The sequence below is a fragment of the Acetobacterium sp. KB-1 genome (assembly GCF_003260995.1).
In the GTDB taxonomy this organism is placed as follows: domain Bacteria; phylum Bacillota; class Clostridia; order Eubacteriales; family Eubacteriaceae; genus Acetobacterium; species Acetobacterium carbinolicum.
This window is the reverse complement of the sequence record NZ_CP030040.1, coordinates 444,916-469,254: the sequence shown is the minus strand read 5'-3', so window position 1 is coordinate 469,254 and position 24,339 is coordinate 444,916. Positions and strand designations below refer to the sequence as shown.

Here is a 24,339-nt window from a genome sequence, read left to right as displayed (position 1 = left end):
TATTGGCTATCATATTACAATAGACGAGGTCAGTCAATCATACTTATTTAATTCTTAATTACTGGCTCAATTTCGGCGCCGGGTTTAAAGTCCCGGATAATCTTCAAACCCTTTTTGATGCTTTTTTTCTCACGATACATTTTTGCATCGGCTTGGTTGATAATGGTGTCAATGTATTCATTGGTGCCACCACTGAAGGTTTCAATCCCATGGCTGGCACTGATTTGATAGCGACGGTTTTGTGTCTCATTGATGTGCTCAAATTCTTCCACAATGCGTTGCCAGATCGCTTCAGCCCCGGATTCATCCAAGCCTTCAAAGATAATCAGAAACTCATCGCCACCCAATCTGGCCACGAAATCATTTTCCCGAATCATATTCCTGATACCATTAGTGATGGTTAAGATCAGTTCATCGCCAACATCATGTCCCAGATAATCATTGACATCCTTGAGACCATTGATGTCGATAAAGCAGACTGAAATTTCGCTTTTGTTTTTCTCAGTATTTTTATATAGCTGCGCTAATTTTTCGAAGCCGGTTCGGCGGTTATAGATCCCGGTCATGGTGTCATATTCAGAATAGTACTTAATTTCATCATTTTTCGCCTTACTGATGGTCAACAGCACCCCTAAAAACAAGGCCAGTGTGAAAATCATAAAATAAGCAAAGAGATTATTTTTTAAGACCAGTAGGACGGTATCAAACAAACTACCTGTTAACAGCTTGCCGTCCTCTGTATCCGGCGAAATATACGAAATAATGGTCCAATCCCCCAATCCCAAAACCAGGGAATGGTCGCTTTCTAATGCAAGTTCATCATCCGTCAGAATTTTCGTATAATTGAAGACGCCTGCATCGGAAATCTGAGAACCGTTTTCTTTTGTCTGAATAGTCTGCCAGACATCGGGAAAATCGTTCTTAAAGCTTTCATCCTGTCGATTATCATACATAAATGACCAGGCTTTGCTGCCATCACCACTGTTATAAAGCCAATACCCATCGGCATTGAGCATAAAAATATTGCCCTGACTGGTGGAAGCAATTTTTCCCACTTGACTTAGCATATCAACGGCAGAATAATTCAGCACAACGATTCCTTCCAGTTGGCCGTTCGTGTCATAATATGGTGTTGCCAAGCGAATCATCGGTTTAATAGGCTGCACAATCTGATTATTTTCCATGTTTAAGTCCAGTTTTGAGACATAGATCTGATTATCATCCAGATTAATTGTTTCGGTAAAATAATAGCGGTCTGCCTTGTTCTGGAGATCATCACTGTCAACGAGAGTGGCACCGGTATCGGCATAATTTACCCGAATCACTTCATTGCCATCCACGTCAATAAAGCGAATCTGATCATAGATCATTTTGCGGTTTGAAAAGGCCAACCAGTGATCTTCAACATCGCTATAGTCACCGCGGGCGTTATCACCCAGTTTCAAGGCATCGGTGACGTACAACAGATCAGTTACCAGCCGATTGACCTTATTAGCGACAATGGTTTTCTCCACATCGACCAGCTGTTCTTCCTGTGTCATAATTTCATTTTTTTGAACGGTGTCGATATTAATCTGGATTACCAGAGTGATCAAAAAATACACCAAACTGAGGACAAAAAATACTCCGGTGATATATATAATTGTTTTTTTTGTATCTTTTGTAATATTGTTCAAGGTAAGAACTCCTTATTTATAATTGAAAGATAAACTTGATTTCATTGTATCTTAATCAAATCGTCAAGACAAGAGTCCTGGTGTTCTTTTAAAATGAAATAACTTAGCTTTCCTATTTTATAAAAGCGCGTTGAGATTTTTAGTCGATTTTTAGAAAGTGTTTCCATTCCGGAACATCCCGTTTTCCCTGTGCATAGCCGAGCTGATAGCTTTGGAAAAGTTTCTCAAAGTCAATCTCGCGGTTTGACACTGGCATGGTCTCCGGATAAACCAGAAAAGCCTGTCCTTTGCGCTCCAGGGCTTCCAATTCATCTAAGGTCTTGTTATAAATCACATGGCGGCGCAGCATCGCCCGAGCCACCTTGGGATAGTTATGATAATAAGCTTTGATGGATCGCTTAAACCTAATCGGGGATTTTCGATAACCTTTTTCCCGCGTTAACACAACGAAGAATTTCTGATATCCGTCTTGTTTTGCAATATCCAGGGCAATGCCTCCACCCAATCCGCCGTCAACAAAGGACTGACCGTCATAATGGGTTGGTGGCATAAAAATAGGCAGTGAAGAGGATGCCCGAACAATTTTCATTAGATCTTTGATATCTTTAATATCATCCTTGGTATAATAAATAACTTTTCCTAAACTGCGTTCAAACATTCCTATTCGCAATTGGGCGGGATTCTCCATAAAGGTTTCAAAATCCAGCGGCAGAACCCCGCCAGGTAGAGATGTTTCTTCGTAAAGATATTGGGATCTGAAAAATCCATCACCTTTTAAAAAGGACTTCCAGCCACCAAAATTCGGATCTTGGGCGATTTCCACAAAAGAGCGTCGAGCTCTTTCAGGATCCCGGGATAAATAATTAACACTATGGCTTGAGCCAGCCGATATTCCAGCAACATAGTCGAAATAAAGATGGTTTTCCAATAGATTATTCAAAAATCCAGCGGTATAGCTAGCACGCATTCCCCCACCTTCGAAGATCAGGGCGGTATCTTTAATATTACATTTTATTTTATTGCTGATTTCCATTTTGTCTCCAGTTTCTGCGTTGATTCACTTTACTTGTTAAGTTTAACTTAAATACCCGGTTTTTTCAATCCTAGTTGCAAAATTTGGTTGTGTTAATAACCCTAGTTAAAGTGTTTACTTCGGTAAAAGAGATGCCTTCTTTTTAATAACAAAACCATCGTTTATCAAACAGTCACCGATCTTTTATCCTACGATTGCGTCGCCTCCAAATAAAAAAGCTGATAGTATCTGGAGATTTTTTCTTCGAGACTGTTCAGACTAATAATACCAGCTTCTCTTACTGTTTCTTTACCTTGAATGAACAGCATCACAACCGGAGCTGAAAAGATGTGAAAACTAGCCGATAATTCTGACAAGTTTTGCACATCAACCTTAACCGCCCGAATGTTTGGATAGCGATCAATCATCGCATTAATTTTTGGCTGCAGGTCACGACACACGCCACAAGTGTTACTGCCAAAATATGCCAGCAACATGTCATTTGTCTTAATCAGTTGATTCATTTCTATTACTGTATTTACCTGTTCCATTTATTCCCCCACAATCTCAATCTCAAAAATATTACTCATTAATTATAACATATCGTCGATGCTAGAAGGAGACCAAAACTGCATAAGAAGCGGATCTTGTATACCATCATCAAACTTTCCCAACTGGTGCCATATAAACGACGAACTCATCTTCGCCATCTATACTAAGGAGGCGATCGGCAGCTTGCTGATCATAAGCTGCGATGGCACAGGTTCCGGCACCAATGGCTTCGCAGGCGAGATAGAGGTTTTGACAGATATGTCCGGCATCCAAAGCTATTACCTTGTATGAGGCCTCAGCATAGCGCCATTCCATCCGATAGGAAATGGTTGTCCAGATAAAGGTAACGGCACTTGATCCGGCAAATTTTTGATTTAATGCCGCCTCTGTCATCCTTTCTTTGAGATGATCCGGTGATGATTCTAGAACTAATTGGTGCTGGGACGGCAAGTACCGATAGATTCCCGTTTCCAGGCCGTCCACATTGAATACCGCCAGATAGGTTTCCAGGGCATGACGATTTCCCGCTGAGGGAACGGTTCTCAGAGCATTTTTCTGTTGCCACTTGCGAACTCCCTGGGTGGCCCAGAGAAGAAATGACAATTCGTCAATGGACAAGGCTTCATTGCTAAATCTACGCCGTGATTCTCGGCGTAAAATGGCTGTCTTTAAAGACACTTCACCGATCTTAACCGCTTCAGGCTCAATTAAAGGTATTTTCTTTGCATCCGATGGACATGGTTTTTCAATCGGCGGGGCTGGGACGCCCATGTTCTGATCGGTCCTTTTAAAATCAGTTTCCTGTCGAATATCGTCTTTCAAGAAGTCCTTTAAGGTTTTAATATTTTCATTTTTCATCGTTTTCTGCCTTTCATTGTCTCATGAATAACCATTTTTCTGATTTCACTTTCTATTATTTTACCCGATAAGAATAATTTAAGCAGCAATAAGATAAAAATCTTATCGTGATTGTTATGATTTCTCAGTTAAAAAACGCGCTTCTGAGAAAGTGTTATTGCTTTGCTGAGGTTCTAATCATGTACTAAATCGGGTAGGAGGCTGACCATTAATTGATCAGCCGACCTCCCACACAACCGTACGTACCGTTCGGTATACGGCGGTTCCAGAGTTTACACGGTTACTTGCAGATAATAATCATAAAAATTGGGATATCCTGCCCGCTTGAGTCGATCATTAGACAGGGTTCTCATTAAGATTGGGCTATGGGCGGTTCGCCAATAGCCTTTTCTTGTGTTTGCCCACATCCACGCCCGTTTTTCATCCAGTCCCAACTTTTTGAGATTGGTAAAGCGCGTTTTTACTTTCTTCCAGCGTTTCCAGATCACCATCCGGATTCGGCTTCTCATCCACTTGTCCAGCGGTTTCAATATATTTTTCATATCCGCCAGCTTGAAATAATTGACCCAGCCCCGCACGATTTGCAGCATTCTTTCTTTTCGTCTCTGAATTCCCATCCCATTACTGCGTCCGGTAATCTGTCGGATTTTATCCTTCAGCTTATCGATACTCTGGGGGTGAACTCGCAACCTTCCCTGTTCCTGGTAGATATAGAATCCATATCCGAGGAATTTCACTTTTGCGACGTTGGACACTTTCGTTTTCTCCCGATTAATACGAAGAAACAGTTTCTCTTCGATAAACGGGGCGATGTTCTTAAGGGTTCGTTCGGCCGCTCTCCGGCTCTTGCAGAAAATCATCAGATCATCAGCATACCGGACAAAATGGTGACCCCGGCGTTCCAGTTCTTTATCGCATTCATTGAGCATGATATTTCCAAGAATTGGGCTGAGTGGACCGCCCTGCGGCACGCCTTCCTCATTACGCTCGAACACGCCACCTGACATAACGCCTGCGTTCAGAAATTTGTGGATCAGGGAGATGACCCGACCATCTTTGATGGTTTCAGACAGAATCTGAATCAGTCGACTGTGATTGACGGTATCAAAGTACCTTTCCAGATCCATATCGACGACGTATTTATATCCGTCGGTAATATTTTGCTGGCATTGTTTCAGGGCACCCTGAGCGCTGCGTTTGGGTCTGAATCCGTAACTGTTGTCTGAGAATTGTTGTTCGAATATCGGCGTTAACACCTGAGCGATCGCCTGTTGAATCAATCGATCCACAACGGTTGGGATTCCCAATTTTCGTGTCTTCCCGTTTTCTTTTGGTATTTCTACCCGTCTGACGGGTTGTGGTTTGTATTTACCACTTCGGATGGCTTCAATGAGTTCATTCCGGTTTTCTTTCAGGTAGGGCAGAAGTTCATCTACCTGCATGCCATCTATTCCACCTGCACCCTTGTTTTTCTTCACCTGCTTATAGGCCAGGTTCAGATTATCCCGGGTTAGAATTTTCTCCAGTATTCCATCCGTCTGCTCGTTTGTATTGGTGATTTCAGTTTCAATTATCTTTGGTGATGCGCACACGTTGCATATCTTTTCTGTTCCGCAGATATCTTTTGCAGATCGCCTTCATTATAAAGTTTTCTGTGTTTTATTTTATCACCGTCAGTAATCTTCATTGATCTTCACCTCCTCTGGTTCAGCCCTTCCTTCGACATCTAGATTGTCTCCGTACTATGGCTTCGGCTGACTTCTCACGATAAATCTTATTTCAACCGTATTTCATACTCTGTTTCCACACGTCCGTGAGATCTCCCCGGGTAAGAACGCAATCTTTCCTTCCATCTATCTGCCACATTTACACCATCAACTTCCGAGTAGTTTTGGGGCTTCAGTTTGTTAGGCAACCTTACCCAGTTGATCATGCCTGATGTGATTTCTGTTCGTCAGACCGGAAGTTTGCCGCTGGCTTCCTTCAGATTCTCCGTCGCCGGGGACACCCTTGCCTTAAGCTATGCACTTGGCACTACCTACCCGTGCTCGGGACTTTCACCCGTTAGATTGCGCCCATGCCGGGCGCACCTAAAAAAAGAGATCAGCAAGCTGACCTCTTTTTCGCTCATCCACCGCCCACCGGCGGAAAAATTAATACCGTATCATCATTTTTCAAGCTGCTATCAAGCCCTGCTAAGGCATGGATCACACAGCCATTTACAAAAACAGCAATCCCCGGATTAAGCGCTCCGGTATCATCAAAAAGTCGTTTATTTAATGCTGGCCCATAGCTGTTACAAAGTTGATTCAGGGCATCCCGAACCGTATCACCATCTGAAAGCACGATGGTCTGGTCTTTTTTTTCACCCATCAGGGCTTTTAAACCCATGATGGTGGTGATATGTATCGCAATCATTTTTTTCCAATCATTCTTTTTATAACATATTCCGTTTTTCAAGCAGGGTTACAGCTTCAGGCAGATCAAGTTCGGCTAATTTTTCTCGAGTCGGTACCCCGTCTTGACTCCAGTTTCTGGCATCATAATATTCGTTGAGCATGATTTCCAGATCAGCTTCGGGTATCAATTGTCCTTTGGAGCCGCCTTCTTTGATGGCTTCTTCCATGATTCGTTTGGGAAAGTTATCATCCGCCCGGGTAAAACCGGCTGAAATGTTATAGACCCGAGCCAGGTTATTGACCCGCTCCCCAACCTTGCCGACATCTTCTTTAGTCAGGACGAGACCGCTGGCACTGCTGACAAGATCAGCAGTGTTTTGCTCAGCAATGGCCGGCAGTGCCATATCCATCAAGAAGCCACACATGGTGGGGCAATCAGTGGTGGCACAGCGGATATCCTGATTCCATTTGGTCAGCCAACCCTTGCCAACCACGGCAAAGCGATCATAGGCCTGAGGCACCGGAATCCCAAATATCTCCTGAAAGGCATAACCCCGATTATGGTCGGCACCCGTATAACTGGTGGCAAAATTCAGACCATGAGCCTTAGCACCCCGGGGATCATAGGCTGGCAACTCCAATCCTTTGATATGCATGGCAAAATCACTGGCGTCGCCGCCAATTTTTTGTGCCATAACCCGTGAGCCATCGCAAAGCAGCTCTCCAAGTCCTTCTCGTCGGAAGGCAATTTCTTCAATCAACTGAGTCACTACCTCATGATTTCCAAAGCGTAAATCAAACCCTTGCGTGTCTTTCTCACTGAGTAATCCGCGCTCAAAAAGCTCCATGGCTAAGGCAATGGTGACCCCCACTGACATGGTATCTAAGCCATACTTGTCGCATATCATATCATTGTAAATAATGCTATCGACGTTTTCTACCCCGACCACACCGCCAAGGCTGTAATAGGTTTCGTATTCAGGATCCGACATGCCACCTTCATAGCGTTTCCCCTTGGCCAGCTTCAGCTGGGTACAACCTACCGGACAACCATAACAATGTTCGTTGCCCTTGTTACGGCTTATGCTGGCTTCGACCCCAATGGAAGTCGAATAATCTTTTTCGCCGGTGGTCCGAAAATTTTCAGATGGAAACATCCCCATGGCAGAAATCGGATCCACTACCATTGGGGTCCCCAGCTTCGAAAACTCGGGATATAAAACCGGGCTATCTTTCATGGCCCCCAACATGAACTTACGGGCCGCCGCAAAGGCTTCAGGTTTGGCAATGGGTACCTCCTGAGTTCCCCTTACAGCGATGGCCTTTAGATTCTTTGAGCCCATCACCGCACCCACGCCTTTACGACCAAAGGCCCGGCGCTCATTTATAATCGCCGCCATCTTCGATAGATTTTCTCCGGCTTGGCCAATACAGGCAATCCGAGTGTTCTGATCGTTCACATCCTGCTTGATGATTGTCTGAATGATCTGCGTATCCATTCCCCAAATTTTTTCGGCGTTTTTTATCGACACCTTGTCGTCCTTGATATGAAGATAAACCGGGGTTTCTGATTTCCCTTCAATGATTAGCACGTCGTAGCCGGCAAATTTCAGTTCAACTGGAAAGTAACCCCCAGACAATGACATTCCCACTGCCCCAGTCAAGGGGGATTTAGTCGTTACCGCCATTCGGCTGGCACAGGGTGCTGAGGTCCCGCTCAAAGGACCCGGGGCAAAAATCAGCTTGTTATCGGGCCCCAGGGGATCCACCTCACCCGGGACCTCATCAAAGAGGTATTTCACCCCAAAACCGGCACCGCCAATATAATCTTTGGCAATCTTTTCCGGCAAATCTTCAACCGATACTGTTTTTGTTGTGAGGTTTACTCGCAACACTTTTCCCATATAACCGCCCTGAAACATCTCATTACCTCCTCGTAATCTAAAAATGATCAACCAAGTCATTTTCGTATTCGCTTATGATCAGGTTTTTGATAACGTTATCATAACATATTAGTAAAAATTAATCAATCAGCTAATTTAAGTGCAACTAAATTTTAAGCACGCTCAGATCTTCCTGTCCAATTCGTTTCACTCAAACGGTTCTGAAAATGATTGTATTTCACTTTATTTTTGTACTATAATAAGTTATGCACTGATTCTATCAATAGAAAGGACTACTCAATTGCAGAAACTTATTTATAATAATATTTTAGAAACCATCGGTAATACCCCGATGGTTCGGATTAATCATTTAAATCCTAACCCTAATGTGGAAATCCTGGCGAAGTTCGAAGGTTTTAATCCAACTGGCAGTATTAAGGATCGGATTGCCCTTAAAATGGTTGAGCAGGCTGAAGCCGAAGGTGTCTTAACCAAAGACATGATCATTATCGAACCGACCAGTGGAAATACCGGGATTGGTTTGGCGATGATCGCTGCCGTCAAGGGCTATCAACTGGAAATCGTCATGAGCGAAGCGGTCTCGATTGAACGCCGTAAAATGATTCAAGCCTTTGGTGCGACCGTCACGCTGACCTCACCGACCGAAGGAACCGATGGTGCAATTCGTAAGGTGCGGGAATTAGTTGCCGCCTATCCGGAGCGTTATTTTAATCCGGATCAATTCAGCAATCACTATAACAAACTCGCCCACTATTCCACCACAGCCGAGGAAATCTGGGAACAGACGCAAGGCAAGGTTACCCACTTTGTTTCCTCTTTAGGGACCTCCGGCACCATTATGGGCGTTGGCATGGGACTTCGCCGGCACAATCCGGATGTGAAAATTGTCGAAGCCCAGCCGGTGCTTGGACATTACATCCAGGGTCTTAAAAACATGGAAGAAGCCATTGTTCCGGCCATCTATCAACCCGATGAGATTGACTTACATATCATGGTTGAATCGGAGATCGCCTTTGATTTTGCCCGTCAAATTGTCAAAAAAGAAGGCATCTTTGTCGGCATGAGCAGTGGTGCGGCGATGTATGCCGCTACCGAAGTGGCTAAAAAAATTGATTCCGGTCTGATTGTGGTGATCTTCCCGGACCGTGGCGAAAAGTATCTCAGTACTGATTTGTTTAAGCTGTAATTTTTTAGGTGACAGGTGATATGAGGCATCGCTGATCCTTTCTCTTGTGCTTCACACCATTGCTTTCTATGTGTACGCAAGGTTCGATGCTAAAAAGAAAGCTGCTGAACTAAATAATTTGGTAAAAAACAAGCAATAATAGCGAGACGTTTTGAATGTCAATTCAAACTATACAACATGGAATATGACAAACAAAACGTCTTTAAAAAAATTACTTTCTAAATTAATAGTTAAACCCATACGTTAAGTTGAGCCAAGCACTATCAGCAGCATTCTGTCACCTTCTTTTTTGCTTATCTACCATCTGTTTTTCGCATGTTCACAAAATGCCAACAGATTATTTATGATAACTTTTTTACCGTCTGGCAACATCACAACTCCGTCAAAAGAACCGAATAACTGATGACAGTACATTTGAATAAATGCAACTTTAGTATCCGTCACCTGATCGTAAATTGGTGTCATCACAAACTGAAACTTCCCCTCTTCATCACGAAATTTCCAGGGTTTCATATAATCCGTCGTGTCAATTTCAGTATGAAGTCTGCCTAGTTTATAAGCTTTCCCGTTCCAGAAAAACATATTCTCCGAAGCGTTTTTTAAATCACCAAATCCCCAGCCAATATTAAATCCAAAGTGGTTGCCTTCAATAATGGCTGAACCGTTGCCCCAAAACCATTCTTGTGAAAAAGGCCACACCCCTCTGCCCCAATCAAGGACTGCGGTGCTATTCTCATTAAGTTCAACCCGTCGCTGGCCAAACGCGATGATCCCTTTTCCGCCAAAATAATTTTCTTTACAGTTTAAATAAAATTTTGTCTTTTTGGCAAAGGGTGTCGCAATCACCATTTTTTCATTAGTGATGTGAATATTTCACGGTAATGATACCAACGATATTCAATTGGATACCGGTAGCACACACATTGATACCGTGGACGATTCACAAATCAATATGAATATTTCACGGTAATGATACCAACGATATTCAATTGGATACCGGTAGCACACACATTGATACCGTGGACGATTCACAAATCAATATGAATATTTCACGGTAATGATACCAACGATATTCAATTGGATACCGGTAGCACACACATTGATACCGTGGACGATTCACAAATCAATACTGGCTATTCATGGAATGATACTGCTGCCTTATAATGTATATCAGGGAATAAATATCCAATATTCCTTAATACATTATAAAGGAGGACATAAATATGTCCAGAAAAATTGCCGTGAAGCTCATTATGGAATTGCGTGCTAATGGGCTTTCGCAATCATCAATCGCACGCAGCCGACACATGTCAAAAACTTCTGTTAATGAAGTTTTCCGTATTGCTGAAGAACAGCATCTTTCTTATGATGAGATCAAAGACCGGTCTTCAGACGAAGTCTATCATCTGTTCTTTCCGCATAAACATGCTGAAGAAACCGTTTATGCGCTGCCGGATTATGACTATGTTCATAATGAGTTGACCAAAGTGGGCGTCACCCTCAAAATTCTCTGGCAAGAGTATCGGGATCAATGCACTGCCACGTCACATCTCAACGTTGGTTATACGAAATTCTGTAATGGTTATCGCGATGAAGTGGCGCGTAAAAAGCTAACCAATCATCTGACCCATAAGCCGGGTGTGATCGCCGAAGTTGACTGGAGTGGCAAAACCCAAAAGCTGATTGACCAGGTGACCGGTGATGAGATAAAAGTTTATCTCTTTGTTGGCACCTTGCCTTACAGCCAGTATACCTATGTTGAACCATGTTTAGATATGAAACAAAATACCTGGCTCAATTGTCATGTGCACATGTATGAATACTTTGGTGGTTCAACGGTTCGCACGGTTTGTGATAATCTCAAGACGGGTGTTGTTACGCATCCCAGGGAAGGTGACATCATTCTCACTGAAGCTTATGAAGCTTTGGGTGATCACTATTGCACGGCTATTATGCCCGCCCCGGTGCGAAAACCAAAAGCAAAGGCTTCGGTTGAAGGCAGCGTTGGTAAACTCGCCACGGCGGTGATTGCCAAACTTCGAAATAATGTCTACTACACCCTTGCCGACTTGAGAGTCGATGTCCTGGCGGCTCTCAAAGTGTTTAATGACCGGCCTTTCCAGAAACGGCAAGGCAGTCGTACTGAAATCCACGACACCATTGAGCGCACCTGTTTGAGACCATTACCGGTGCATCCCTATGAGCCAGTTACCTGGTTTTACAACAATAAAATCTATTCGGATTGTCATATCGTTTTTGAAAAGAATCATTATTCCTGTCCTTATCAGTTTGCGGGTAAAAAAGCCGATTTACGTGTCGGTGATTCATTTATTGAGATTTATTGCCACAATGAGCGGATTGCCAGTCATCATCGTTTCCCATACTATACCATTGATGGTTGGTCGACTCATGATGAAGATTTGCCTGAAAGTTTTAAACAGGCGGAATGGAATCAGGAACGTTTTATGAAAGAAGCACAGAGCATCGGTGCTTCAACTTTGGCGGTGATTCAGCTGATTTTCGAAAATACCCGGCTCCCGGAAAGAGCTTTTAATCCGTCAAAGTCGGTACTGAAACTGGCTAAAAAATATTCGGCGGTACGGCTTGAAAATGCCTGCGAAATGGCCCTCAAAACGCTTCGTTCGCCGAGATACATACATACAAACATCTCGAACCGATATTAGCCGCTGGCGAAGATATCCTTTATGCCAAAGACCGGGATGCCGCTCATCAAGCTGAAACAGCGAGTACCACCGGTTTTATCCGTGGGGCATCTTACTACGGCGGTTACGACAATGATTAATGACGAAACCCGACGCAAACTCCGCGAAATTCAGCTTGAGGAAATGATTCAGGTGATTGACAGACAGGCCAAAGATACGATTTATGCCACCCTCTCTTTTGACGAACGCATGAAAATGATTGTTGATTATGTTTATCAGGAAAAGCACAACAAGCGTGTTGCAAGCCTTATAAAACGGGCTCGATTCAGAATTCCGAATGCCGCCATTCAGGATGTTTTCTTTGCTGAACGACATCTTGATAAAGATCTGATTCTGGAAATTGCTACCGGTACTTTTATCAGCAACAATCAGAATATCATCATTTGCGGGTTCACTGGCTCGGGAAAGTCGTATCTGGCTTGTTCCATTGGAAAAGAAGCCTGTAAACAGGGCATTCGCACCCGGTATATTCGCTTGCCCGACCTTCTGATGGAATACGGCGAAGCAAAGAACCAGCCGAATGGGCAAAGCAGGGAACTCAAAAAATATACGAACTATCCCTTATTGATCCTTGATGAATGGCTAATTACTGATCTTTCTGATGATGAACTCCATTTTCTTTTTGAACTGGTCGAACGCCGTTATGACAACGGTGCTACCATTTTCTGCACGCAGTATAAGATCGAGGAGTGGCATGCTCGTCTCGGTGGTGGTGTTCTGGCTGATTCTATTATGGATCGCATTATACATGGTGCTCACATTGTCAGCTCAGGCAGTATAAATATGCGTGATTTTGTATTAAACCTTTAATGAACCCATTTTAGGGAATGCCGGTATTACCGGTATCATTTTGTGAACCAATGGTATCATCTCAAGTACTGCCAGTATCATTAGCGTGTACTGGCGGTACTCTTAGCGTGAAATAATCAGTATCATTTTGTGAACCAATGGTATCATCTCAAGTACTGCCAGTATCATTAGCGTGTACTGGCGGTACTCTTAGCGTGAAATAATCAGTATCATTTTGTGAACCAATGGTATCATCTCAAGTACTGCCAGTATCATTAGCGTGTACTGGCGGTACTCTTAGCGTGAAATAATCAGTGATGTCGTTGTTTAGGACAATATCGATATTAATGGCCCCAATTTTATCGTCCTTGGCCGTCAGCTTTAGCTGCCGATGCGTCTTCTGCACTTCAAAGCTCATGGTGTAGTCTTTACCTTCAACCCGAATAAGACTCGGCTGCTCCGGGTCATTTGGCAGTACAATGCTTTTTAGCGGCAAGGGCTTCATTCTTGAAAATGAGTAACTCTCCTTTGTTGTCACATTAAAAAGTTCAGCCGAAAAATTAGCTATATATGAAATGTTGCCAATGGTCATCTTAAGAATGTAATCACCGCAATAGATTTGATAAAAGTCCCATTCCTTCAGTGCGAAGGGATGGGCTTTAATATTCTCTTTGTTATAGTTATATAGCATTTTCGTAGCATAGCCGGGCTTGATTACATGCCCTTTCCGATCCAACAGATCCGTTCTTTTTGTTATTTTATTTTCCATTTACAGCCTCCCTGTGGTTCATTTTAAACCAATATCTTAAGGGTAATTGCCTGACCTGCTGTCCACTGGTGTTGGTTTTGTCAGTTTTATATTACGATTCACTTATAGAAATATTATCAAAACCATACGAGAAATTGATTCTTTTTTTATGATTTGCCTTATTCGTGCAGAGCAAAATTACTTCGTTGCTTTTGTCTGCCAGATCGCTACCCGTTTATCTGGAGCGACATACATTTTATCACCTTCTTTAATCCCATAGATGTCATAAAATGCATCGATTGAACTGAGCACGGCATTGACGCGTACTGATGCCGGTGCATGCACATCGCTCAGCAAATAATTCTTTTCGAGATCCTGAGTCGTGAGTTTGGCCCAGATCGTTGCCCAGTTGGTGTAAACATCTTCCAGCGATTCGCCCTGTTTTTCGGCCACCGCTGTGACCGTGGACAAGGCCCCCAGATCAGCAATATTTTCTGACAGGGTCAGGGTGCCATCAACAGCATCTCCGGTAGAAATGGTATAGTTACCGTAATAATCAATGATTTTCTGTGACAAGGTGTCATAGTTTTGATATTCTGCGTCCGTCCACCAGATATTGTAATTGCCCTTTTCATCATATAAAGATCCGCTTTTATCAAAAGCATGACTGATTTCATGGGCAATGACGGCACCGATCCCACCGAGATTTTTACCATTACTTTGATTTTCATCAAAAAATGGTGCCTGCAAGATGGCCGCTGGAAAGACGATTTCATTATTGGCCGGATTGTAATAAGCATTGACTTCCTGGGGTGTCATATACCATTGCTCCCGATTGACGCCCTTTTTATATTCATCATAGTCAAATTGCCTGTTCGCCTTCCGAAGTTCAATCACATTTGATAGATAACTACCACCTTCTTCTTTCGCACTCACCTGGAGATATTCGCCGATAGTACTCCACTGATCCGGATAACCAATTTTTAAATCCATGGTATCCAGCTTCAGAATGGCTTTTTGTTTTGTCTCCGGGCTCATCCAATCCTGACTGTTGATGATTTCTTTGTACTCTTCGATGAGCGTTGCAACCATGGTTTTAACATCCTGCTTGGCTTTTTCATCAAAGTACTTTTCGACATAGATCTTTCCGAATTCCCACTGAAGAAACGTTTCCACCTCGTCAAAGGCCAACCGCTCGTCGGTTTTTTTCTCAGTAGAGCCATCCAGTTTCATTTCCATATTGAGCTTAAGATCCCGATAATCAACCGGTGCATAATCGGCCAGATCATTTAATACAACAAATTTTGTATACTCCTTCAGTACCGGCAGGTTTTCTTCGGTAAACATCGCATTGATCTGTTTTATTGCATCCACTTCAAAAACAACGTAGTGATCCTCACGAGAAAGCCCCTGAGCCTCGAGATACTTTTGCATATTTATATTACCGTAAAGGGCCAGCAGCTGCTCATAGCTATAGACATTATAGTAGCGATCCGGGTTATAAAACTCCTCCGGTGCCAAGGCCTGTGCGGCCACCGTGCTGGCAAAGGCATACACTGCTTCGGCATTTGTCCCGGCTGCCTCTTTTTCTTCACCGCCAAGAACTAACATATCCTGGATATACTCTTTATAGGCGTCGCAATACGCCTGCATTGAATCGTTTTCCATGTATTCTTTGCCAATTAAATCATCCATCGACTCGAATCCAACCATCATTGTATCCGAATTCATGTCATCCTGATAATAACCATAATTAATCAAGCTGGACTGGCCAATTGTTGATAAAGCGATTAGTCCATCCAGATATTCTTCCAGATTCCGGGCTGATTCAATCTGCTCCAGATAGGGTGTAACGGCTTTAAGACCCTGAGCGTTACGATTGTCCAGATCGATGGCACAGTCGTACAAATCACTTATTTTTTGTTCACTGCTGCCCTTGGGATAGGTTTCTTTGCTATTTGACAATTCGGTGACAATCTCTTGAAGCTGGACTGATGTTTTTTCACCCAATTCATAGAAGAAGGACCACGATCCTTCAGTTGGCGGAATCTTTTTTTCCGCTAGCAGGTCATAATTAATGGCACCATAATAGTCCTCGGACACACTCGGTTTAACCGTTTTTCCGGCATTTGAATTCGCACAACCGGCTAAACTGACCATCAATAGTATAGACATAAACAGGACTATCTTTTGAGTTGTTTTGATTTTTTTCATTTCATCTCCTTTTTTTAAAAATTATTTTTTGTGAAAAGGCATGGCACTGTTTTTAAGACAAGAGATCCCAGGGTCACAGCTAATCGATTGACTGAACTTCAACTGAAATCCAACTTATTGTTTAAGATATGGGCGTTCCACTTTCCCCGGCACTTCACTTCCTTTTACTCCCACCTGAACCTTAATCCCTTCCAGACGGTAACCAAAACCTTCGGTTCCGGCTGGCTCTCCATTCTTTGCCCAATCCATCCAACCGACATCCTGGACATGAACCTGATAGTAAACATCAAAAAGATCGGCATCTGCCCCGATTAACACAATTTTAATGGCTTCCAGACGTAGCGATTCACCCTCGGTTCCGCTTACTTCACCATTCTCCACAAAATCGTGCCAACCCTGATTTTCAACATGGGTTTGATACCGAACACCGATATCGTAGTTGCTGGCACTGGCGTTCAGTTCAATGGCTTCTAAGCGCAGGGCTTCACCCGCGGTGCCGCTGATTTGACCATTGTTCACCAGCGCCTGCCAGCCGTCATTTTGAACATGGGTACGATAGGCGGTGTTCACCACGGGATCTTTCGATATGACCTGGGCCAGAGCTTGATCCAGTTGAATCAGACCATAACCATAGTGATCGTCACGACCGCTTACACCCAGGTCGATGGCTGTTTCTTTTAACACCGCCTCGACCTCAGCTGCCGAAAGCGTTGCATCCGCTGCCACCAGAACCGCACAGGCACCCGTTACAACGGGACATGAAAGGGATGTCCCGGACTCCGTGATATAATTATCCTGAGCCCACAGAGTCGTAGTCTCAACACCTGGTGCACACAGATCAACCCTTTCGTTATACTGGGAAAAATCGCCAATCACATTGTCACGATCCGTGGCACCGACCGAAATGACCCCGTCATAGGCAGAAGGTATCGTAATTTTCCCAGCTTTTTCTGGAACGGCGCCATCATTTCCGGAAGCCGCCACTAAAATCTTACCCGCACTGGCCGCATAAGCGATGGCCGTCTCCAAAACCGGCGACACCTCATATCCCGCAAAGCTCATATTGATCGCCCGCACCTCGGGGCGATTGGCCGCATGATAAAGGGCGGCACAGGCATAACCCAGATTGACCTCGTAATCATCGACCGTTTCACCCCCAACCCGGTATGGAGCGATTTTAATATCCGCGATGCCGGCCACTCCGGTGATGCCAATCTCATTATTGGCAATCGCCGCAATACAGCCACTGATCGCAGTGCCATGGCCAACCTCATCGATTGTCGCCGTTTGTCCTATGACATAATCATAACCGTCGACAGACTTGCCGATGATATCCGGGTGGTTGGTATTAAGACCGGTATCAAGGACCGCGACGACGACTGACTCTTTATTGTTAACCTGATCCCAGGTCTTATCGGCGCCGATTGCTTCAAATTGCCAGGCTTCGGATAACATTGGATCATTTGGTAGGCTCGCTAATTTGAGGTAAGCATTTTTTTGAGCAGCCAGCACATGGGGATTCTTTAAAAGCTCTAAAACCAGCGCATCAGCCTGACTTCCATCCTTGACCTTGATAATATCAACCTGATCATTTAGTTTTTCGCCGGCTTCAATCTGATTCGTCGTCAGCCCCAGATCCTTAATCGTGCCTTCATTCTGATAAATGATAACGATTTGGTCATCAATCTTAGCATCATAATCTAAATCATTGACTTGACTATAACTGTGAATGCCTTGACTGGCTGCGACCACTCCAATTGGTAAACCGGTTAGAATTATAGCCACGATGAGCCAAATAATAATCCGCTTTTTTAATTTCAATTGATACCTTCTTTCTAAATTAAGCTTCTTCTCTTAAGAATTTGTCAATTAACGTGTAAACCCGATCGCGATCAAAATTCCTTGCGAAAGTAGTGCGAACATCACCTTAATCTGTCCGTCAATTTCGCTGACAAAACTAATCCGCTTGTATTTTTTTTATCTTATTATATAAATTCAAACCTTATAATCTATAAATTTGCAGCGTATTTTAAAATTTGCGTCAGATTTTTAACAAAATTTCCCCTTCTTGGTTATTCATATGGATCCGGGGTATTTATTAAGTACTCTCCTTAAAAAATAGGAGAGCAAAGCTTCCAAGAATCATACGAATAGCGAGGTCATCTTTATGGATCAAAATAATGAATTTGATATTTTTTTATATTTGCTTGACTGTATTGAACAGAATAAAAGCAATGATTGGAACACTTTCCGCCGGAGAAACAGAAAATTATCAATAAATTTTGATCACAAAGTACTCACCTCTATTGAATTGACCGGATTTAACTTTCGCAAGATTTCTTTTTGTGATGCCAACTTTTCCGAATCAGTCTTTAAAAACTGCGTCTTTGATTCGTGTCAAATCGATAAGGTTCAAGCATTTGGCGCAACCTTCGAGGAATGCAGTATGGTTCAGGCCACCCTGACCGATGGTAATTTTGTCACGACCCGTTTTAATCATTGTGACTTACGTTACGCAAACTTTTCTAAAAGTAAAATACATCAAAGCTACATGGCTCATACTCAAGCAGATTATGCCAATTTCCTTCATGTTTCATTTTATGACACTTGCTTAACCGGCAGTTCGTTTACCTATTCTGATTTTTTCGGATGTGATATGAAAAATGTACAGATGTATGATACTGATTTCTCTGCCATTTCCGTCGATGGCGAAACAATATTTTGGGATTGCTATTATGATCGGAAAACTAATTTTACCGGTGTTGGGCTAAGCAGTTGTAGAATCGAGCCAGTCTTATTGTCAAGCTTCCAATGTAACATCCGCCGTATCTGGTGGGAAAACTGGTATGAAGAAAAAAAACTTGCAACCGCAGACTATATAAAAACATTCAAACATAACCCCATAGTTAATTTTTTCAAACTTTTAAAAAGTTTAGGTAATTCCATCATCAATCCGGTAGTCAAGTTTTTCTGGTGGATTACCGATTATGGTTCATCAACGATTCGTTTAATTTTAGTGTTTCTGGCAACTACTTTGGGTTTTGCTCTAATTTATACTATTTTCCCACACTTTACTAATGATCTGGTTATTAATCAGTCAAGCAATCATTTTCTTGTTTTAATTAGGTCTTTCTATTTTTCAGTCATTGTCATGACGGGCCTTGGTTTTGGTGAGATTAATGCGAATCCTACTTCTTATATTGGACATATTGTCATTCTTGTTCAATCATTAATGGGCTATATCTTATTAGGAGCTTTTTTGGTACGCATTGGTATTCTGTTTCAGGGCGAGTTTCCGGTATCATCAATTCGAAAAAAAAATTGTAATACTGAATGTGATATCGACAGTAATCGTTCAATCAACCAGAATGATCGTGTTTAAAAGGAGATAATCTGAATGGACATTCAAAAATTAACATGCACTATTGCTGATGATAGTATTTTTTCAAGAAAAATTCTTCATAATATCTGCCAGGAACTTAATCTGTCTGTTGTGAAGGAATATGCCAGTGGCGATGAACTCTTAGCTGATCTTGACACGACAAGCTACCCTGACCTCATTTTTCTCGATATCAACATGCCTGGTCACTCTGGAACAGAACTGATCGAAATTTTACTCGATCTGAATCCAGATTTCATCATTATTATGATTTCATCAATTAGTGATCTTGACGAAATCAAAGAGTGCCTTGAACTGGGAGCCGCAAATTATGTTCATAAAGACGCTGGCATCTCGACAATGAAAGAAATCATTCGTTCAACCATAAAAAACAGTGGCTTGTCCTGATATTTTGATCGGATAATTCTAGACATTGGACCTGAATCTGTCAAAGCTTGTCTCTTTTTATCAATCTCAACGATACCAGCCAGGTATATCGTTTTTAAAATTGTCATTATGAGCCCATGATTTTTAATTTGTTTAAACATGCATACTTTCTTGAACCGACATCTTTTCACCAATAATTTAAACCGGTCTGATGGTTATGTTTTTGACGATTTCACCGTATCTGCTGGTGGCGGATTCAGAAGGACATCCTTTTTGACAGAACCTAAAATGACTGATTTTTCGGTTAGGATGTTCGACTTTCAACATCTGTTGATCATCCAGTTTTTGGCTAAGTGCTTCAAACGCTGCTTTAAACCGTTGATCTTGTTGGGCCTTTGGGTAAAAAGACAGCACATAAGTATAATAAAAAAGATTATACCTTAAGAATGGATATTCAACCTGCATAAACAAGCTTCCCATTCCATAATGACAGGGACCCACTGGTGTTTTTACAGTCCAATGATCAAGAAGGGTTTCTACCGCGTCGTCCAGTTCTTTGCTGTCCAGATATTTTTTTGAAAATCGAAAGGCATCCAAGGCCAGAAGTGTAACATTGGGATTTGAAAATTCCGTTTCCGGACCCCGACCATAAATGAATTTATTACACCGCCATCCGCCATCTTTAAATCGATTTGCTAAGAGCCAGGTAAAGATCGACTGAACCCTTTTGTCTTCGGCATAACCATTACGACAAAGGGCTGCTGCCGCATGTGCTGTATGACAGGGATAGATGGCAGCTTTTGGCGCAATCCGCACCCGACCATCTTCCCTGATTGCTGCCAGCACCAAATCCGCAGCCCCTCGCAACGCCTCAGAATCTTCACTAATATTTAATTCACTGATGATCATCAAAGCTGTCAAGGTGCTGATTGGTTTTTCAATGCCGAGACGACCATCCGGAGTTGCCCAAAAATCCGCACCATTATCATGGCGCATCGCCAGTAGTAAATCAAAATCGGTTTTGTTGGTTTGTTGAGTCATGTTTACGGTTTCCTTTCCATTGGATACTTAATTGAATCAAGATTGTTGCGGTCATTACCTGATACTTTTAAAGTTATATAATATTGCCCGTTTTACCTCGTCATTCTTACCAAAGGTAAGACCTTTCAACTAAGTTAAGTATGGCTGGTACTGTGGATTATAAACATCTTATTCCCTCACAATCACACTTCTGCCGTGTAAATCAGCTTTCCTTCGTCGCAATGATCGCATTGATGAAGTCGATCATGCCGTCTTCGACCGCGTCACGAATATCCCGATAATTGTGGATTTCATGACGATAGCCGGAATAAATCTTTGTCTTGACCTGATTTCCGGTATCTGCCAGCCAGTTTGACACCGCATAGACACCTTCTCCGTAAAGACCGACAGGGTCCTGATCACCGGCAATATTATAAACCGGAATGGCAGCCGGAACTTTCTCGGCCCATTGGGTTCCGATAATGCTATCAATCATCATGATAAAATCGTAGGTTGAGCGGATATTCGGCGGACTGGTGAAATTGTTGAAGGGATCACTGGCATGATCGGCAACGATATCCGGATCGCCAGCAATCCAATCATTGGGGGTCAGGGGATTAGTGATGCGGCCAGTCATCCATTCAAAAAGAACGCCTAAGTAGCTCGGATCGACTTCTTCGCCTTTGCCTTCTTCGATGCACTTTTGCAGCGCTGCCGCCAACTCCTGAGTCTTCGGAAAAATCGACGAGGTTCCGCAGAGCAGCAAACCATCAATGCCTTCCCCATAAATTGTCGCATAAGATCGAGCAATCATCGAGCCCATGCTGTGACCATACATAAAATAAGGCAGTTCGGGATAGTCTGCCTGGACCAATTGGCGCAGGCTGTGTTCATCTTCTGCCATGGTCAGATAGCCTTTATTTCCCCAGTCACTCCAGTTTCCCGATTGAGCGGCGGTTTTACCATGTCCCACATGATCATCTGCCGCAACCACAAACCCGGCCTCGTTCAGCTTGAGAATCATATGCAGATAGCGTCGTGAATGTTCCCCAAAACCGTGGACAATTTGAACAATCCCCCGGGGTTTGCGAATTGGCTTATAAATCCAAGCCTGGATTGTATCCTTTTCGTTAAATGATTTGAAACTTCTTTCTTCAAATGCCATTGTCTTCCTCCTATAAATTTATTATCAGGCTGTCATGCAGCCGGATGATCTTAAGTTAAGTGCACCTGGCATGTCAATTTCCAACGTCACTGACCTGATTTGTCAGGTCGATCTTTTTTTACAATCCGATAAAGCAAGAACCCATAGAATACCAGAATAAAACTGGGATTCCCTGGCCCGGTGTACATTCCCAACCGAAAGATTTGATATATTAGCGGCAGATCAATATTAAAGTAAATGGGATAACTAAACAGAATCAAAAATGAATAAACCACGCCCAGAATACAACCGACACGGATCGCCTTACCGCTATCGTTTTTAATGCCGGATCCCAAAATAAAGATGCCCGCACCAATAAACAGATTAAACACGATGGGTAGAATAAAAACCGATAAATTCTGATAAAAATTGCTGGCATTGGGACCAAAGGAGATTTCATCCCGGGCTAAATATTTTGTGTAGTTTAAAAGATAAGGGAACAGGGTCAGGTATAAAAATGGGATCACCCAAATTAATAACGTATAACTCCACTGCATTATTTTCTTTTTACGTTGTACCATACTGATCGTCATTTTCGCACTCCTTAATTACTATAATCATATTCCAATACTATCGACCGGGAATCGCCGTTTTCATGGATCAAATTTCCCGAGAAAATGGTCCGACAATGAACAAAGTCTTTCGTCCGAAGGAACCATGGACTAGGAGCAATTCGTTCTGTTTCGTAGGAATTGGATGCTGTTTCAAGATCCCATAGTACCAGCTCATTGATGGCACCATTTTCCACCCCAATGCCATTGCTAATCCGGTATCCTAATTCTACATCTTGCAGGCGAACCGTTGGATCTGTTATTTCCCAATCCACATAAACGCCGTCGATCCGGACAACCTGATATATCCCAAAGTCTCCCGTGGCATAGCGCATCCCCAGTACCACCGAAATCACATTATCTTCATCTGTTCTGGGACTGCTGATTTCTGTGCCAGAACCACTTTGATCAACATTTTTGGGCAAACTGACAATGATATCCTGATAATAATGTTTCTCTCCGGTACCATCATTGAAATAAACGAGTTGGGGTTCTGTGCTTTGAGTCACCAGATCTTTATCCTCTTGTGAGTTGAATTCAATGGATTCACCCGTCTCTTTATTGGCAATAGCACCCTTCCATGCGATCATCTCCAGCAGCTCCGGGTTTGTACTTCGCTGAAAATTCTGAGCATCAAGATCTGTTTCGCTCTTTTCCAATGCTGCTATTCCCGACGGCGATAAGCCAAAAATTAGAATGACCAGCACGATCAGACAAGTCTTTACTTTTCTGGATTTCATTCGTTTAGCTCCCCTCTTTACAAATTTTTAATCCCTCATCTTGGTAAAACAAAGATGACCTTCTGTTCTCCGGCTAGCTTTTCTTAATCCCTGATTTTGTTCAAGGTCTATTCAAGCTCCATTCGCTACATTTAGGACAGGGACGCTTTCTGTGTATTTTAGCAATTAGTAAAAGTCTGACCGAGCTGCCCGTCAAAAATCCGGCCGGAAACGACTGCCAGAGATTTATTGTTAGATTGACGATCTTTAAAACCGCTTTTAAACTTATTTTAATTCTTCAATTACGGCCACAAAAGTATCAACTGATTGTGCTCCATTTATGACCTCTTTTCCATTAAACAAGAAGTATGGCACACCATTTATTTGGCGCGAATGTGCATTCGACTGATCTTGTCTGACTTCTTTTGCAAAGGCTGATGATTCTAAAATGCGTAGTGCTTCTGTTTTATCTAATCCCACTTCACCTGCAATTGTAGTTAACACGTCAAAATCTGAAATGTTTACTGAATCGGTAAAATAGCCTTTCATCACAGCTTCTGTATATGCCATCAACTTGCCTTTCTCCTTGGCATAATGTGACAAACGATGGGCATCAAAGGTATTGGTCGGCTGCAATTTGTCAAAATTGAATTCCAGGTCAACTTCTTTTGCAACATTGATAATATTATTATTAGCGGCTATTGCTTGTTCGATGCTCATCCCATATTTCTTAGCGAGCAATTGATTAATGTTCTCTTCATAGCTCTTCTTTGCGTTCGGATCTAATTCAAACGAGTAAAAGACGATCTCAACGTCTTCTGTTATACCTGTTTTCTCAAGGGCTAAGGCAAGCTTTCTTTCCCCAATATAACAAAAAGGACAACTATAATCTGACCAAATTTCTATTTTCATTGTTATTTACCTTTCTTACCACTGGTAAGACCTTTCAAATTGGTTAAGTGTGCCAGGCATCAAGGCCGATTATTATTTGAGCTGCCTTCAAATTATTATCACCGAT

The 24,339-nt window shown here is 42.7% G+C and carries 20 protein-coding genes and 1 pseudogene; 5 read left to right on the top strand and 16 right to left on the bottom strand.

Annotated features, from left to right (window positions below; genetic code table 11):
- Positions 1 to 47 precede the first annotated feature (47 nt).
- From DOZ58_RS02210 to DOZ58_RS02180, 7 genes and pseudogenes are all read right to left on the bottom strand, one after another.
- Positions 48 to 1,676, bottom strand: coding sequence for a diguanylate cyclase domain-containing protein (locus tag DOZ58_RS02210; protein ID WP_111886803.1), 1,629 nt, complete (start codon positions 1,674 to 1,676; stop codon positions 48 to 50).
- A 139-nt stretch (positions 1,677 to 1,815) separates the two neighbouring features.
- A complete protein-coding gene (locus tag DOZ58_RS02205) occupies positions 1,816 to 2,709 on the bottom strand; it encodes a patatin family protein (protein WP_111886802.1) in 894 nt (297 codons plus the stop codon).
- A gap of 188 nt (positions 2,710 to 2,897) precedes the next feature.
- Complete coding sequence (locus DOZ58_RS02200) at positions 2,898 to 3,239, bottom strand: thioredoxin family protein (RefSeq protein WP_111886801.1); 342 nt, start codon at positions 3,237 to 3,239, stop codon at positions 2,898 to 2,900.
- Positions 3,240 to 3,348: 109 nt separating this feature from the next.
- Positions 3,349 to 4,098 carry a SagB/ThcOx family dehydrogenase gene (locus DOZ58_RS02195; RefSeq protein ID WP_111886800.1) on the bottom strand — a complete coding sequence of 250 codons (750 nt, stop codon included), beginning with the start codon at positions 4,096 to 4,098 and terminating at the stop codon, positions 3,349 to 3,351.
- 272 nt (positions 4,099 to 4,370) lie between these two features.
- A pseudogene (ltrA, locus tag DOZ58_RS02190) lies at positions 4,371 to 5,785 on the bottom strand (group II intron reverse transcriptase/maturase).
- Between the two features lie 440 nt (positions 5,786 to 6,225).
- Positions 6,226 to 6,516: a ubiquitin-like small modifier protein 1 gene (locus DOZ58_RS02185; RefSeq protein ID WP_111886798.1), complete on the bottom strand. Its 291-nt coding sequence runs from the start codon at positions 6,514 to 6,516 to the stop codon at positions 6,226 to 6,228.
- A gap of 19 nt (positions 6,517 to 6,535) precedes the next feature.
- Entirely contained in the window at positions 6,536 to 8,419 is a 1,884-nt protein-coding gene (locus tag DOZ58_RS02180) for an aldehyde ferredoxin oxidoreductase family protein (RefSeq protein WP_162624386.1), read from the bottom strand.
- A 274-nt stretch (positions 8,420 to 8,693) separates the two neighbouring features.
- On the opposite strand from DOZ58_RS02180, the gene DOZ58_RS02175 reads away from it, so the two are divergent.
- Positions 8,694 to 9,587 carry a PLP-dependent cysteine synthase family protein gene (locus tag DOZ58_RS02175; protein WP_111889657.1) on the top strand — a complete coding sequence of 298 codons (894 nt, stop codon included), beginning with the start codon at positions 8,694 to 8,696 and terminating at the stop codon, positions 9,585 to 9,587.
- Between the two features lie 297 nt (positions 9,588 to 9,884).
- Here the strand turns inward: DOZ58_RS02175 and DOZ58_RS02170 are convergent, their stop codons facing one another.
- Positions 9,885 to 10,436, bottom strand: a complete 552-nt coding sequence (locus tag DOZ58_RS02170) for a DUF2804 domain-containing protein (protein WP_111886796.1) — start codon at positions 10,434 to 10,436, stop codon at positions 9,885 to 9,887.
- A 374-nt stretch (positions 10,437 to 10,810) separates the two neighbouring features.
- Between DOZ58_RS02170 and istA the strand changes: the two genes are divergently transcribed.
- Both istA and DOZ58_RS02160 read left to right on the top strand, forming a co-directional pair.
- Positions 10,811 to 12,271, top strand: a complete 1,461-nt coding sequence (istA, locus tag DOZ58_RS02165) for an IS21 family transposase (RefSeq protein ID WP_242988578.1) — start codon at positions 10,811 to 10,813, stop codon at positions 12,269 to 12,271.
- Between the two features lie 21 nt (positions 12,272 to 12,292).
- A complete protein-coding gene (locus tag DOZ58_RS02160) occupies positions 12,293 to 13,120 on the top strand; it encodes an ATP-binding protein (RefSeq protein ID WP_242988546.1) in 828 nt (275 codons plus the stop codon).
- A gap of 235 nt (positions 13,121 to 13,355) precedes the next feature.
- On the opposite strand, the gene DOZ58_RS02155 is transcribed toward DOZ58_RS02160, so the two are convergent.
- The 3 genes from DOZ58_RS02155 to DOZ58_RS02145 form a co-directional block, all read right to left on the bottom strand.
- Positions 13,356 to 13,868 carry a DUF2804 family protein gene (locus DOZ58_RS02155; RefSeq protein ID WP_111886794.1) on the bottom strand — a complete coding sequence of 171 codons (513 nt, stop codon included), beginning with the start codon at positions 13,866 to 13,868 and terminating at the stop codon, positions 13,356 to 13,358.
- A 177-nt stretch (positions 13,869 to 14,045) separates the two neighbouring features.
- On the bottom strand, positions 14,046 to 16,061 hold the full coding sequence (locus DOZ58_RS02150; RefSeq protein WP_111886793.1) for a M13-type metalloendopeptidase: 2,016 nt from the start codon (positions 16,059 to 16,061) through the stop codon (positions 14,046 to 14,048).
- A gap of 114 nt (positions 16,062 to 16,175) precedes the next feature.
- The gene (locus DOZ58_RS02145) at positions 16,176 to 17,882 is read right to left on the bottom strand and encodes a S8 family serine peptidase (protein ID WP_111886792.1); all 1,707 of its coding nucleotides are present in this window, start codon (positions 17,880 to 17,882) and stop codon (positions 16,176 to 16,178) included.
- 346 nt (positions 17,883 to 18,228) lie between these two features.
- Between DOZ58_RS02145 and DOZ58_RS02140 the strand changes: the two genes are divergently transcribed.
- Positions 18,229 to 19,443 carry a pentapeptide repeat-containing protein gene (locus DOZ58_RS02140; protein ID WP_111886791.1) on the top strand — a complete coding sequence of 405 codons (1,215 nt, stop codon included), beginning with the start codon at positions 18,229 to 18,231 and terminating at the stop codon, positions 19,441 to 19,443.
- Between the two features lie 15 nt (positions 19,444 to 19,458).
- On the top strand, positions 19,459 to 19,848 hold the full coding sequence (locus DOZ58_RS02135; RefSeq protein WP_111886790.1) for a response regulator: 390 nt from the start codon (positions 19,459 to 19,461) through the stop codon (positions 19,846 to 19,848).
- 177 nt (positions 19,849 to 20,025) lie between these two features.
- Here the strand turns inward: DOZ58_RS02135 and DOZ58_RS02130 are convergent, their stop codons facing one another.
- The 5 genes from DOZ58_RS02130 to DOZ58_RS02110 form a co-directional block, all read right to left on the bottom strand.
- Positions 20,026 to 20,868, bottom strand: coding sequence for a prenyltransferase (locus DOZ58_RS02130; RefSeq protein WP_111886789.1), 843 nt, complete (start codon positions 20,866 to 20,868; stop codon positions 20,026 to 20,028).
- Positions 20,869 to 21,070: 202 nt separating this feature from the next.
- The gene (locus DOZ58_RS02125; RefSeq protein ID WP_111886788.1) at positions 21,071 to 22,012 is read right to left on the bottom strand and encodes an alpha/beta fold hydrolase; all 942 of its coding nucleotides are present in this window, start codon (positions 22,010 to 22,012) and stop codon (positions 21,071 to 21,073) included.
- 86 nt (positions 22,013 to 22,098) lie between these two features.
- On the bottom strand, positions 22,099 to 22,584 hold the full coding sequence (locus DOZ58_RS02120) for a hypothetical protein (RefSeq protein WP_111886787.1): 486 nt from the start codon (positions 22,582 to 22,584) through the stop codon (positions 22,099 to 22,101).
- An 11-nt stretch (positions 22,585 to 22,595) separates the two neighbouring features.
- Complete coding sequence (locus DOZ58_RS02115; RefSeq protein WP_111886786.1) at positions 22,596 to 23,342, bottom strand: hypothetical protein; 747 nt, start codon at positions 23,340 to 23,342, stop codon at positions 22,596 to 22,598.
- 264 nt (positions 23,343 to 23,606) lie between these two features.
- The gene (locus DOZ58_RS02110) at positions 23,607 to 24,233 is read right to left on the bottom strand and encodes a DsbA family oxidoreductase (protein WP_111886785.1); all 627 of its coding nucleotides are present in this window, start codon (positions 24,231 to 24,233) and stop codon (positions 23,607 to 23,609) included.
- Between the last annotated feature and the right edge of the window lie 106 nt (positions 24,234 to 24,339).